Genomic DNA, 13,769 nt, shown 5'->3' with positions numbered 1-13,769 from the left:
AATAGTGGTTGCGATTTATTAGTAAGTTTTCGGTCGATTAGTGCCAGTTCCCTGAACGTATTACTACGCTTACAGGTCTGGCCTATTGAACCCATAGTCTGTGGGTGACCTTATCCCTCTAAAAGGGTAAGAAACCTGGTCTTGGAATAGGTTTCCCGCTTAGATGCTTTCAGCGGTTATCCTGTCCGAACGTAGCTATCCAGCCGTGCTCCTGGTGGAACAACTGGTACACCAGAGGTTCGTCCGTCCCGGTCCTCTCGTACTAGGGACAGGTTTCCTCAAGTTTCTGACGCGCGCGGCGGATAGAGACCGAACTGTCTCACGACGTTCTAAACCCAGCTCGCGTGCCGCTTTAATGGGCGAACAGCCCAACCCTTGGGACCTGCTCCAGCCCCAGGATGCGACGAGCCGACATCGAGGTGCCAAACCATCCCGTCGATATGGACTCTTGGGGAAGATCAGCCTGTTATCCCCGGGGTACCTTTTATCCGTTGAGCGACATCCCTTCCACTCAGAGATGCCGGATCACTAGTCCCGACTTTCGTCCCTGCTCGACTTGTAAGTCTCGCAGTCAAGCTCCCTTGTGCACTTGCACTCAACACCTGATTGCCGTCCAGGTTGAGGGAACCTTTGGGCGCCTCCGTTACATTTTGGGAGGCAACCGCCCCAGTTAAACTACCCACCAGGCACTGTCCCTGGACCGGATATACGGTCCGAGGTTAGAGGTTCAATACGATCAGAGTGGTATTTCAACGATGACTCCACAAACACTGGCGTGCCTGCTTCACAGTCTCCCACCTATCCTACACAAACCGAACCAAACGCCAATACCAAGCTATAGTGAAGGTCCCGGGGTCTTTTCGTCCTGCCGCGCGTAACGAGCATCTTTACTCGTAGTGCAATTTCGCCGAGTCTATGGTTGAGACAGTTGAGAAGTCGTTACGCCATTCGTGCAGGTCGGAACTTACCCGACAAGGAATTTCGCTACCTTAGGATGGTTATAGTTACCACCGCCGTTTACTGGGGCTTAAATTCTCCGCTTCACCCAAGGGTTAACGGGTCCTCTTAACCTTCCAGCACCGGGCAGGCGTCAGTCCGTATACATCGTCTTGCGACTTCGCACGGACCTGTGTTTTTAGTAAACAGTCGCTTCTCACTGGTCTCTGCGACCTCGTTCAGCTCACGGAGCAAGTCCGGTCACCAAGCGAGGTCCCCCTTCTCCCGAAGTTACGGGGGTATTTTGCCGAGTTCCTTAACCATAGTTATCTCGTACGCCTTAGTATTCTCTACCTGACCACCTGTGTTGGTTTGGGGTACGGGCCGTGTGTGAACTCACTAGAGGCTTTTCTTGGCAGCATAGGATCACTGAATTCGCCTCAATCGGCTATGCGTCACCTCTCAGGCTTAATGACGTCCGGATTTACCTAGACATCGCCCTACGGGCTTGCTCCGGTATAACCACTAACCGGTACAGCTACCTTCCTGCGTCACCCCATCGCTTGACTACTACCACCGAAGGTCCCACGCAGCGGGTTCACGTCGCACTCCGAAGAGATTGATCTAGAACCTTTTGGGTGGTTAGTACCGATGATTCATCATGGGCGCGCACACACGGGTACGGGAATATCAACCCGTTGTCCATCGACTACGCCTGTCGGCCTCGCCTTAGGTCCCGACTTACCCTGGGAGGACTAGCCTGGCCCAGGAACCCTTGGTCATTCGGCGGGCAAGTTTCTCACTTGCCTGTCGCTACTCATGCCTGCATTCTCACTCCCGCACCCTCCACTGCTGGATTACTCCGCAGCTTCGCTGGGTGCAGGACGCTCCCCTACCCATCCATGCCACTGCCCCGAAGGGAATGTATTGCATGAATGCCGCGGCTTCGGCGGTGTACTTGAGCCCCGCTACATTGTCGGCGCACAATCACTTGACCAGTGAGCTATTACGCACTCTTTCAAGGGTGGCTGCTTCTAAGCCAACCTCCTGGTTGTCTTTGCGACTGCACATCCTTTTCCACTTAGTACACGCTTAGGGGCCTTAGCCGGCGATCTGGGCTGTTTCCCTCTCGACGTACGGAGCTTCTCCCCCGCCGTCTCACTGCCGCGCTCTAACTTATTGGCATTCGGAGTTTGGCTGACGTCAGTAACCTAGTAGGGCCCATCGGCCATCCAGTAGCTCTACCTCCAATAAGAAACACGCGACGCTGCACCTAAATGCATTTCGGGGAGAACCAGCTATCACGGAGTTTGATTGGCCTTTCACCCCTACCCACAGCTCATCCCCTCAGTCTTCAACCTAAGTGGGTTCGGGCCTCCACGGCGTCTTACCGCCGCTTCACCCTGGCCATGGGTAGATCACTCCGCTTCGGGTCCAGAACACGCCACTATGGGCGCCCTATTCAGACTCGCTTTCGCTACGGCTACCCCTCACGGGTTAACCTCGCGACGTGTCCCTGACTCGCAGGCTCATTCTTCAAAAGGCACGCCATCACCCCACAAAGGAGGCTTTGACGGATTGTAGGCACATGGTTTCAGGTACTATTTCACTCCCCTCCCGGGGTACTTTTCACCATTCCCTCACGGTACTAATCCGCTATCGGTCACTAGAGAGTATTTAGGCTTACCGGGTGGTCCCGGCAGATTCACAGCAGATTCCACGAGCCCGCTGCTACTCGGGATGAAGTACGAGACAGGTGTCGGATTTTCGCGTACCGGACTCTCACCGTCTGCGGCGGGCCGTCCCAGACCACTTCCGCTAATCACGACACTTTTTTACTGTCCGCCGGCCTGGTAGAACCGGCAAGTACAACTCCCACAACCCCGCACACACAACCCCTACCAGGTATCACATGCATGCGGTTTAGCCATCTTCCGCTTTCGCTCGCCACTACTCACGGAATCACGGTTGTTTTCTCTTCCTACGGGTACTGAGATGTTTCACTTCCCCGCGTTTCCTCCCAAAGCCTATATATTCAGCAGTGGGTAACACGACATCACTCGTGCTGGGTTTCCCCATTCGGACATCCTCGGATCAAAGCTCGGTTGGCAGCTCCCCGAGGCTTATCGCAGCCTCCTACGTCCTTCTTCGGCTTCTAGTGCCAAGGCATTCACCATGTGCCCTTAAGAACTTAGCTAATAAATTGCAAAAACTAACCTCACTCGTAAACGAGCGAGGCTTGTTAGATGCTCGCAACCACTATCCATAAGTCAAAGACCACACCCCACCACCAAGCAGGGTGACAACACAATGTGTTGCCTCAGGACCCAACAGTGTGCCAGCGTTTCAATTCTATTGACAGTCCGACGTTTTGCCGACTACCTATCCACGGGGTGGACAGGATTTATAAAACATATTCACCAAGCGAGTAACCACTACAGAAACTCACTTTATGTTCCCAAGCTCATTCGGCTGGGAAATGGTGCTCCTTAGAAAGGAGGTGATCCAGCCGCACCTTCCGGTACGGCTACCTTGTTACGACTTCGTCCCAATCGCCGATCCCACCTTCGACAGCTCCCTCCAAAAGGTTAGGCCACTGGCTTCGGGTGTTACCGACTTTCATGACGTGACGGGCGGTGTGTACAAGGCCCGGGAACGTATTCACCGCAGCGTTGCTGATCTGCGATTACTAGCGACTCCGACTTCATGGGGTCGAGTTGCAGACCCCAATCCGAACTGAGACCAGCTTTAAGGGATTCGCTCCACCTTGCGGCTTCGCAGCCCTCTGTACTGGCCATTGTAGCATGTGTGAAGCCCTGGACATAAGGGGCATGATGACTTGACGTCATCCCCACCTTCCTCCGAGTTGACCCCGGCAGTCTCCTACGAGTCCCCGGCATTACCCGCTGGCAACATAGGACAAGGGTTGCGCTCGTTGCGGGACTTAACCCAACATCTCACGACACGAGCTGACGACAGCCATGCACCACCTGCACACAGGCCACAAGGGAATACCTATCTCTAGGTACGTCCTGTGCATGTCAAACCCAGGTAAGGTTCTTCGCGTTGCATCGAATTAATCCACATGCTCCGCCGCTTGTGCGGGCCCCCGTCAATTCCTTTGAGTTTTAGTCTTGCGACCGTACTCCCCAGGCGGGGTACTTAATGCGTTAGCTACGGCACGGATCCCAAGGAAGGAAACCCACACCTAGTACCCACCGTTTACGGCGTGGACTACCAGGGTATCTAATCCTGTTCGCTACCCACGCTTTCGCTCCTCAGCGTCAGTTACTGCCCAGAGACCCGCCTTCGCCACCGGTGTTCCTCCTGATATCTGCGCATTCCACCGCTACACCAGGAATTCCAGTCTCCCCTGCAGTACTCTAGTCTGCCCGTATCGCCCGCACGCCCACAGTTAAGCTGTGAGTTTTCACGAACAACGCGACAAACCACCTACGAGCTCTTTACGCCCAGTAATTCCGGACAACGCTCGGACCCTACGTATTACCGCGGCTGCTGGCACGTAGTTGGCCGGTCCTTCTTCTGTAGGTACCGTCACTTTCGCTTCGTCCCTACTGAAAGAGGTTTACAACCCGAAGGCCGTCATCCCTCACGCGGCGTCGCTGCATCAGGCTTGCGCCCATTGTGCAATATTCCCCACTGCTGCCTCCCGTAGGAGTCTGGGCCGTATCTCAGTCCCAGTGTGGCCGGTCACCCTCTCAGGCCGGCTACCCGTCGTCGCCTTGGTGGGCCATTACCCCACCAACAAGCTGATAGGCCGCGGGCTCATCCCACACCGCAAAAGCTTTGCACCACTCACCATGAAGTGTGTGGTCCTATCCGGTATTAGACCCAGTTTCCCAGGCTTATCCCAGAGTGCAGGGCAGATCACCCACGTGTTACTCACCCGTTCGCCACTCGAGTACCCCGAAGGGCCTTTCCGTTCGACTTGCATGTGTTAAGCACGCCGCCAGCGTTCGTCCTGAGCCAGGATCAAACTCTCCAAACAAAATTTAATCCCGACAAAACAACTGTCAAAAGAATTGTTATCGACATAAAATGTCTATATAAACACTGACACACTATTGAGTTCTCAAACAACACATTTAATTTGTTGTGGCTATGAATTCCGGAATTACTTCCTTCATTCTCGCCTTCGCCCTTTCGGGCGACTCGGAAACCGTATCAAGTTCGGTGAACTTGAGTCAAATTCCCGGTTTTGGCTGGTCACTTGCGCACCATCCGATCGCCGACATTCTGGAATTTCTTCCTGAATTCCGACTTCCGCTCTTTCGGGCGGCTGGGAAACCGTATCAAGTTCGGTGAACTTGAGTCAAATTCCCGGTTTTGGCTGGTCACTTGCGCACCATCCGATCGCCGAGATATCTGAATTTCTTCTTCTATTTCGGCTTTCGCCCTTTGTAAGCGGCCCGGGAACCGTATCAAGTTCGGTGAACTTGAGTCAAACTCCGGGTTTTGGCTGGTCAACTGCGCACCAACCTAAGACCGGAATTTCGGAATCGCTTCCTTGTCCCGGCCTCGCTCATTCAGGGCAACCCGACCACTGTACCAAGTCCAATGAACTTGAGTCAACTTCGGGTTCTGGGGGTGGTCAGCGCTAGCTGACCCGCTCGACTTCGGCACCCAGGCTCTGGAGGTTCTCCACGAACAACGGGTAACCGCGGTCGATATGAAAGACATCGTATACCTCGGTGACGCCATCCGCCACTAACCCCGCAAGCACGAGTCCGGCGCCGGCCCGAATGTCCGATGACCACACCGGCGCGCTGGACAGTTGACGGATACCCCGAACTACCGCATGGTGCCCGTCGGTCCGCGCGTCGGCCCCCAACCGCATCATCTCCTCTACGAAACGGAATCGGGCCTCGAAGACGTTCTCGGTGATCATGGAGGTGCCGTCGGCTATCGCTGCAAGCCCAATTGCCATGGGCTGCAGGTCAGTTGGGAATCCCGGGAACGGTAACGTGGCCACATTGATCGCTTTGGGGCGCTCGTACTGAACCACACGAAATCCGTTGTCGTTCTGGGTCACTGTCGCACCGGCATCATGCAGCTTGTGTAGCACCAGCTGCAGGTGCTCCGGATCCACTCCCGTCACCGTGACATCGCCACGCGTCATCGCAGCAGCCAAACCCCAAGTGGCAGCGACGATTCGGTCTCCAATGACGCGATGCTCGGTGGGATGAAGCTTCGGAACACCGATCACCGTCAACGTCGACGTTCCAGCACCCTCTATCTGGGCACCCATCTGGACCAGCATGGTGCACAGGTCCACCACGTCCGGTTCACGCGCGGCGTTGTGGATGGTGGTGACACCATCCGCGAGAACCGCTGCCATCAAGATGTTCTCGGTCGCCCCCACGGAGGGGAACTCAAGCTGAATATCAGCTCCATGCAACGCTTTTGCCTCGGCGACCACGCACCCATGTTCGATGGTGCACTCCGCTCCAAGCTGTCGCAATCCCGCCTGATGCATGTCGAGTGGACGTGAGCCGATCGCATCTCCGCCCGGTAACGCCACCTTGGCACGCCGGCAGCGCCCCACCAGGGGGCCCAGGACACACACCGAAGCCCGGAACTGGCGCACTGCCGCGAAATCAGCCTCGTACTTGGGTTCATCGGGAGAAGTGATCCTGACAACATCGCCCTCTAGTTCCACCGTGGCGCCCAATCCACGCAGGACATCCGCCATCAGCGGCACATCAAGGATGTCCGGACAGTTGGTGATGGTGCTTGTTCCCTCAGCAAGAAGAGCAGCGGCCATCAGCTTGAGCACGCTGTTCTTGGCGCCGGTTACTGCCACGTTGCCGGTAAGCCGGGCGCCGCCGGTCACCAAGAAATGCTCGCTCACGCCCGACAGCGTAGCCGGGTAACGTTTCGACACATGACCGATGAGGCCCCGGACCCGCAACGTGAGCGAGGATCATCGAGCGGCGTGCATCTGACTCGCATCTATACCCGCACCGGAGATGACGGAACCACGGGTCTGAGCGACTTCTCGCGTGTATCGAAGAGTGATCCGCGGCTGGCCGCATACGCCGACTGTGACGAGGCCAACGCCGCCATCGGCGTCGCGGTTGTGCTCGGGAACCCAAGCCAATCGGTCGGTTCGGTATTACTGCAGATCCAGAACGATCTCTTTGACGCCGGCGCGGACCTGTCCACTCCCGTCGTACCCGATCCCGAGTACCCACCGTTGCGGATCACCCAGCCCTATGTCGACCGTCTCGAGCGCTGGTGCGACGAGTACAACGCCGATCTGCCGAAACTGAATTCGTTTGTGCTGCCGGGCGGTACCCCGCTATCCGGGTTGTTGCACGTGGCGCGGACCGTGGCACGTCGGGCAGAACGGTCGGCCTGGGCGGCCATCGACGCCTATCCCGACAGCACCAATGTGCTCACCGCCAAGTACCTCAACCGGCTCTCGGATCTGCTGTTCATCCTGTCGCGGGTTGCCAACGACGGTAAGGACACTCTCTGGAAGCCCGGCGGCCCGGCGCAGCCCGCCTAACGCTCGCGACTGCGGCGCTCCGCACGCGGTGAGGGCCGCGACTCAACCCAGGACATGAATGCGGTCAACGCACCGCGATCCAGGGCCATTTCGTAGGTGCGCGCACCATCGCGCAGCTGCAGCACCACGATCTCGGCCGTCATGATGTCGTACTCGTCACCGCGCGGAATCCGCCGGTCGATGATTTCCAGTTCACGCCGCGAGAGCTGGCGATCGGGCCAGAGCCGCACGCTCGAAAGCCGATAGAACTCGGCCTGAGATTCGCGATAGCGCATCACGCCGTGTCGCCAGCGACCCTCCCCCGCCTCCGGCACATCGCGCAGCAATGCCGCGGTGCCGCCATTGCGCAACTTGAGCAGACGAAAGCTCAATGCAGCCACCGCCAAAGCAAGGACGGCGATGACCGATATCTCGATCATCGCCGTCACGCTCAAAGCGGTATTTCCTTAGTGGTTGGCCGTGTGGGTACTGCTAAACCGTCTGGCCAAGGGCACGCAGACGCGCGCGTCCCTGCGCCGCAACCCGTGGATCCTCAGAACCGGAATCGGTCTTGGCCTTGGACTCGTCGATATCCGCACGAGCCTGCGCGGACTCAACCAGGATGCTCACCTTGGTGTCGGTGATCGACAGGAATCCCCCGTCGATCGCCCACCACAGGTCATCATCGCCCTCGCGCTCAATCTTCACCGCTGCATCGTCCACCAGCTGCGCCACCAACGGAATGTGGTGCGGCAGGATGCCGATTTCACCGGAGGTCGTGCGGGTAAAGACGAATGTGGCCTTACCCGACCAGATCTCACGCTCGACGGCGACAATCTCGACGTCAATCTCGGACATTCAATGCACCTCCTTCAGATAGCTAGTGACGAATTACAGCTTGGCGCCGAGGCTTTCGGCCTTCTTCGCCAAGTCGTCCAGGCCACCGATGAGGAAGAACGCCTGCTCGGGCAGGTGGTCGAACTCGCCCTTGGTGAGCTTGTCGAACGCCTCGATGGTCTCCTTGAGCGGCACGGTCGAGCCGGGCTGACCGGTGAACTGCTCGGCGGCCATCATGTTCTGGCTCAGGAAGCGCTCGATACGACGTGCGCGGCCCACCAGCTGCTTGTCCTCTTCCGACAGTTCGTCGATACCGAGGATCGCGATGATGTCCTGCAAGTCCTGGTAGCGCTGCAGAATCCGGATGACTTCCTGCGCGACGCGGTAGTGCTCGTCACCCACGACGGACGGCAGCAGAATCGTCGACGACGAAGCCAGCGGGTCCACGGCCGGGAAGATGCCCTTGGAGAACACCGCACGAGAAAGCTCGGTGGTGGCGTCCAGGTGCGCGAACGTGGTCGCCGGCGCCGGGTCGGTGTAGTCATCGGCGGGCACGTACACGGCCTGCATCGAGGTGATGGACCGGCCACGGGTCGAGGTGATGCGCTCCTGCAGCTCACCCATCTCGTCGGCCAGCGTCGGCTGGTAACCCACGGCCGAAGGCATACGACCCAGCAGGGTCGACACCTCGGAACCGGCCTGGGTGAACCGGAAGATGTTGTCGATGAACAGCAGCACGTCCTGGCCCTGCTCGTCGCGGAAGTACTCGGCCATGGTCAGCGCCGAGAGGGCGACGCGCATACGCGTGCCGGGCGGCTCGTCCATCTGGCCGAACACCAACGCGGTGTCCTTGAGGACGTTGGCGTCGGCGAGCTCGACCCAGAGGTCGTTGCCCTCACGGGTGCGCTCACCCACGCCGGCGAACACCGAGGTGCCACCGAAGTTGCGGGCGATGCGGTTGATCATCTCCTGGATCAGAACGGTCTTACCGACACCGGCACCACCGAACAGGGCGATCTTGCCACCACGCACGTACGGGGTCAGCAGGTCGACGACCTTGAGGCCGGTCTCCAGCATCTCGGTACGCGGCTCGAGCTGATCGAAGGCCGGGGGCTTGCGGTGGATGGACCACTTCTCGAAGTCGCTGCCGTAGCCCGGCTCGTCGAGGCAGTTGCCCAGGGCGTTGAACACGTGCCCCTTGACGCCGTCGCCGACCGGCACCGCGATGGTGTTACCGGTGTTGATGACATCCACGCCGCGCACCAGACCATCGGTCGGCTGCATGGACACGGTGCGCACCAGGTTGTCGCCCAGGTGCTGTGCGACCTCGAGGGTCAGCGTCTTGGCCATCGCCTCGTAGGTGATCTCGGCGTTGAGGGCGGAGAAGAGCGGCGGCACGGCGTCGCGCGGGAACTCCACGTCAACAACCGGGCCGGTAACGCGAACCACTCGCCCTACGGTCTTGTTAGCAGTTGGTGCGGTCATGTACTCGTCTCTTCCTAATGTTCGCTTGCGGCGGCCGAGGCAAGCGCGTCCACGCCGCCAACGATTTCACTGATTTCCTGGGTGATCTGGGCCTGGCGAGCGCGGTTGGCTTCCAGGGTGAGTCCCTTGATGAGCTCATCGGCGTTGTCCGTGGCGGCCTTCATGGCGCGCCGGCGGGATGCCGACTCCGAGGCTGCCGCCTCCAGCAGCGCCGCGTATACCCGGGTGGCCAGGTAACGAGGCAGCAGCGACGCGAAAAGCGTTGTGGCGTCAGGCTCGAACGAATACTGGGTGGTGGGGCCGGTGGCCTCGCCGACGTACTCGATCTCCATCGGGGCGATCCGCTTGGCCACAGCCGACTGGGTCAGCATCGACTTGAACTCGGTGTAGACGATATGGAGCTCGTCCACACCCAGAATTCCGTCAGCGCCCGGATCGTCACCGTCGTCATCGGCGCCCGACAGGAACGCGTCCACCAGCACACCCGCGATCTGCTGAGCATGTGTGTACTCGGGTCGCTCGGAGAACCCCGTCCAAGACTCGGTGACCGTGCGGCCCCGGAACTTGTAGAAGTTCAGTGCCTTACGGCCGATCACGTAGATCACCGGAGTCTTGCCCTGCTCGCGCAGCAGCGCGAAGAGCTCCTCGGCGACGCGGAGCACGTTGGCGTTGTAGCCACCGCAGAGCCCGCGGTCCGATGACACGATCAGCACGCCGGCCCGCTTGGGCTCGGCCCGCTCCACCAACAGCGGATGATCCAGCGCGGCATCATCGGCGAGCGCGGTGAGCACGTTGGTGATCTCGGTCGCGTACGGCCGGGCAGCCACCACGCGAGCCTGCGCCTTGGAGATGCGCGATGTCGCGATCAGCTCTTGCGCCTTGGTGATCTTCTTGATCGACCCGGCGGATTTGATCCGCCGGCGCAATTCTCGGATTTGTGCAGCCATGGCTGATTACTTCTTGGGAGCCGGCTTGCGGACCTGGACGGTCTCCTGACCGACCTCGGACGCGTCGAGCGCCTCGGCCGCTGCGTCCTTGACCTCCACCGAGCTGCCGTCGGTGGCGGCGAAGCTCTTCTTGAAGTCGTTCACGGCGTCGGTCAGCTTGGTCTCGGTGTCCTCGGAGAACTTCTTGGTCTCCTTGATATCGGCCAGGATGTCGGCGTGTGAACCGCGCACGTGATCAAGGAACTCCTGCTCGAAGCGGATCACATCGCCCACCGGCACCGAGTCGAGGTGTCCACCGGTGCCCAGGTAGATCGCGACAACCTGCTCCTCGACCGGGTACGGCGAGTTCTGCGGCTGCTTGAGCAGCTCGACCAGGCGGGCACCACGCTCCAGCTGGGCCTTCGAGGTGGCGTCCAGGTCGGAGGCGAACGCAGCGAAGGCTTCCAGCTCGCGGTACTGCGAGAGCTCCAGACGCAGCGAGCCGGCCACCTCCTTCATGGCCTTGATCTGTGCGGCACCACCCACGCGGGAAACCGACACACCGACGTTGATGGCCGGGCGCACACCCTGGTTGAACAGGTCCGTCTGCAGGAAGCACTGTCCGTCGGTGATCGAGATGACGTTGGTGGGGATGTAGGCCGAGATGTCGTTGGCCTTGGTCTCGATGATCGGCAGACCCGTCAGCGAACCGGCACCGAGCTCGTCGGAGAGCTTCGCGCAACGCTCCAGCAGACGCGAGTGCAGGTAGAAGACGTCACCCGGGTATGCCTCGCGGCCCGGCGGACGACGCAGCAGCAGCGAAATGGCACGGTAGGCCTCGGCCTGCTTGGTCAGGTCGTCGAACACGATGAGGACGTGCTTGCCCTGGTACATCCAGTGCTGGCCGAGAGCCGAACCGGTGTACGGCGCAAGCCACTTGAAGCCGGCGGCATCGGAGGCCGGGGCGGCGATGATGGTGGTGTACTCCAGCGCGCCGGCCTCGTCCAGGGTGCGGCGCACCGCGGCGACGGTCGAGCCCTTCTGACCGACAGCGACGTAGATGCAGCGCACCTGCTGTGCCGGGTCACCGGTCTCCCAGGCCTGCTTCTGGTTCAGGATGGTGTCGACGCAGACGGCGGTCTTGCCGGTCTTGCGGTCGCCGATGATCAGCTGGCGCTGGCCGCGACCGATCGGGGTCTGCGAGTCGATGGCCTTGATACCGGTCTGCAGGGGCTCGGACACGCTCTGGCGCTGAACCACGGAGGCGGCCTGCAGCTCGAGGGCACGGTTGGTCTCGGCCTCGATGTCACCACGGCCGTCGATCGGCTGGCCCAGCGGGTTGATGACGCGGCCCAGGAAGGCGTCGCCCACCGGCACCGACAGCACCTCGCCGGTGCGCTTGACCTGCTGGCCCTCTTCGATGCCGTGGAAGTCACCGAGGATAACGGTGCCGACGCTGCGCTCGTCGAGGTTGAGCGCCACGCCCAACACTCCGCCCGGGAACTCGAGGAGTTCCTGGGTCATGACCGAGGGCAGGCCCTCGACGTGGGCGATGCCGTCACCGGTGTCGGAGACGATGCCGATTTCTTCACGGGTGGGGTCGGCAGAGAACGTCGCGACGTACTGCTCGATCGCGCCGGAGATATCCGCCGAGGAGATCGTCAACTCTGTCATGGCTTTTCGTCTTCCTGCTCGTCTATCGGGGTAGGTCTAAATAATGGTCAGTTGGGCAGATGGAGTGCGGCGGCCGAGAGTCGGCTGGACAGACTGCCATCGATCTCCTCGTCACCGATGTTGACGACGAGCCCGCCCAGCAGCTCGGGATCCACATCCAGTTGCACCGCGATGGTGCGGCCGTAAATCTGCCCGAGCACCTGGGCAAGCCGTGTGCTCTGTGCATCGCTGATCGGTGCGGCCGACTTCACGTGTGCCACTGACTCGTCGCGCCGGGCAACCGCAAGTTCGGCCACCTCGAGCACGGCGACATCGGCGCGCTTGCCACGCAGCAGACGCACGGTCTGCGCGAGCAGGCTTGTCACGATCAGATTGGACCGACCGGCCAGCACGTTCTTCAGCAATGCCACACGATCGGCGGCAGGCGAGGTGGTGTTACCCAGCAGCGTGCTCAGCTGCGGCTCGCTGTCCAGGATGCGACTGACGCGGAACAACTGGTCCTCGACGTCGTCGATCTGGCCGTCGCGCTCGGCCCGCTCCAACAAGGCGAGACGGGCGATGTGTTCGATCGCGGTGATCAGGTCGTTGGAGGCGGACCAGCGGGCGGTCACGGCCGCACGCACGACCTCGAGTGCAGGCCGTCCGACCTTGGACCCGAACACCGAGTCGACCAGGGCGACCTTGGCGGCCTGCTCGCTGGCATCGACCGGCTCGGACAGGTGCTTGCGTAGCACCAATTCCTTGACGAGAACCTCGGCGACCGCAGTCAGATCATCGGCCAGCGCGTTGAGCGTCAGGCTGTCGAGGGAGACCGCATTGGCCTGGAAGGCCTTCACCTGCTCGGCGAGCGATTCGCGGCTGGCGGCGTGCAGACCCGCACCACCGGCGGCCAACGGCCGACGTTCGGTATTGATACTGCCGGCCATCTGCGACAGCTCATCCAGGAACCGGTCGACAGTGGCGGACTGCGCCGCGGGGTCGCTCACGTGTGAACGAACCAGATCGCCTGCGCGGTTCACGGATTCGGCGCCGAGGTCACCGCGGAGCTGACGGATCAGCTGCTGGCGCTGAAGCAGGATCTGCTCCTGCCCATGCACCTTGATCCGCTCGACCTCGGCATCGGCCTGCTCGCGCAGCTGCTTCGAGATCTGCACGGCATCGGCCTTGGCTTCCTCCGCGATGTGGGCGGCGTCGGCCTTGGCATCCTCGATGGCCTTGGCATGTGCACCCTCGGCCTCGACCAGCTTGTCCGCCGCAGTCTTGCTGTCAGCGAGCTGCTGACGCACCGCGTCCTGCTGCTTGGCCATCAACGTGCGTACCGGCGGCACCACGAACTTGACCACCAGGAACACGATGACAGCGAAACCGATGAGCTGTCCGATAAATGTCGACATCTTTGT

General features: G+C 60.4%; 8 protein-coding genes and 2 rRNA genes. 1 reads left to right on the top strand and 9 read right to left on the bottom strand.

The window, feature by feature from the left end; translation table 11 throughout:
• Positions 1–17: 17 nt before the first annotated feature.
• The 3 genes from RHO23_RS03165 to murA all read right to left on the bottom strand — a co-directional run bounded on the left by RHO23_RS03165 (position 18) and on the right by murA (position 6,808).
• Positions 18–3,133, bottom strand: a 23S ribosomal RNA gene (locus RHO23_RS03165).
• A 296-nt stretch (positions 3,134–3,429) separates the two neighbouring features.
• Positions 3,430–4,945, bottom strand: a 16S ribosomal RNA gene (locus RHO23_RS03160).
• The 16S and 23S rRNA genes sit together here, the layout of an rRNA operon.
• A gap of 609 nt (positions 4,946–5,554) precedes the next feature.
• On the bottom strand, positions 5,555–6,808 hold the full coding sequence (gene murA / locus RHO23_RS03155) for a UDP-N-acetylglucosamine 1-carboxyvinyltransferase (RefSeq protein WP_030094907.1): 1,254 nt from the start codon (positions 6,806–6,808) through the stop codon (positions 5,555–5,557).
• An 84-nt stretch (positions 6,809–6,892) separates the two neighbouring features.
• On the opposite strand from murA, the gene RHO23_RS03150 reads away from it, so the two are divergent.
• The gene (locus RHO23_RS03150; protein WP_057968726.1) at positions 6,893–7,468 is read left to right on the top strand and encodes a cob(I)yrinic acid a,c-diamide adenosyltransferase; all 576 of its coding nucleotides are present in this window, start codon (positions 6,893–6,895) and stop codon (positions 7,466–7,468) included.
• Here RHO23_RS03150 and RHO23_RS03145 read toward each other — a convergent pair.
• From RHO23_RS03145 to RHO23_RS03120, 6 genes are read right to left on the bottom strand one after another with little or no spacing between them, the layout of a single operon-like run.
• The gene (locus RHO23_RS03145; protein ID WP_030094905.1) at positions 7,465–7,887 is read right to left on the bottom strand and encodes a DUF2550 domain-containing protein; all 423 of its coding nucleotides are present in this window, start codon (positions 7,885–7,887) and stop codon (positions 7,465–7,467) included. The two genes, RHO23_RS03150 and RHO23_RS03145, sit on opposite strands and share 4 nt — an antisense overlap.
• Before the next feature lie 52 nt (positions 7,888–7,939).
• Entirely contained in the window at positions 7,940–8,305 is a 366-nt protein-coding gene (locus RHO23_RS03140; protein WP_030094904.1) for a F0F1 ATP synthase subunit epsilon, read from the bottom strand.
• A gap of 33 nt (positions 8,306–8,338) precedes the next feature.
• Entirely contained in the window at positions 8,339–9,769 is a 1,431-nt protein-coding gene (gene atpD / locus RHO23_RS03135) for a F0F1 ATP synthase subunit beta (protein ID WP_030094903.1), read from the bottom strand.
• 14 nt (positions 9,770–9,783) lie between these two features.
• Positions 9,784–10,716 carry a F0F1 ATP synthase subunit gamma gene (locus RHO23_RS03130; RefSeq protein ID WP_057968699.1) on the bottom strand — a complete coding sequence of 311 codons (933 nt, stop codon included), beginning with the start codon at positions 10,714–10,716 and terminating at the stop codon, positions 9,784–9,786.
• Between the two features lie 6 nt (positions 10,717–10,722).
• Positions 10,723–12,369, bottom strand: a complete 1,647-nt coding sequence (gene atpA / locus RHO23_RS03125) for a F0F1 ATP synthase subunit alpha (RefSeq protein WP_030094901.1) — start codon at positions 12,367–12,369, stop codon at positions 10,723–10,725.
• A 47-nt stretch (positions 12,370–12,416) separates the two neighbouring features.
• A complete protein-coding gene (locus RHO23_RS03120; protein ID WP_423488653.1) occupies positions 12,417–13,763 on the bottom strand; it encodes a F0F1 ATP synthase subunit B/delta in 1,347 nt (448 codons plus the stop codon).
• Positions 13,764–13,769 lie beyond the last annotated feature (6 nt).

It is taken from the genome of Mycobacteroides sp. PCS013, from assembly GCF_049532645.1.
Lineage (GTDB): Bacteria > Actinomycetota > Actinomycetes > Mycobacteriales > Mycobacteriaceae > Mycobacterium > Mycobacterium gwanakae.
Note: the sequence above shows the minus strand (reverse complement) of the source record. Positions and strands in the feature narration are given on the sequence as shown.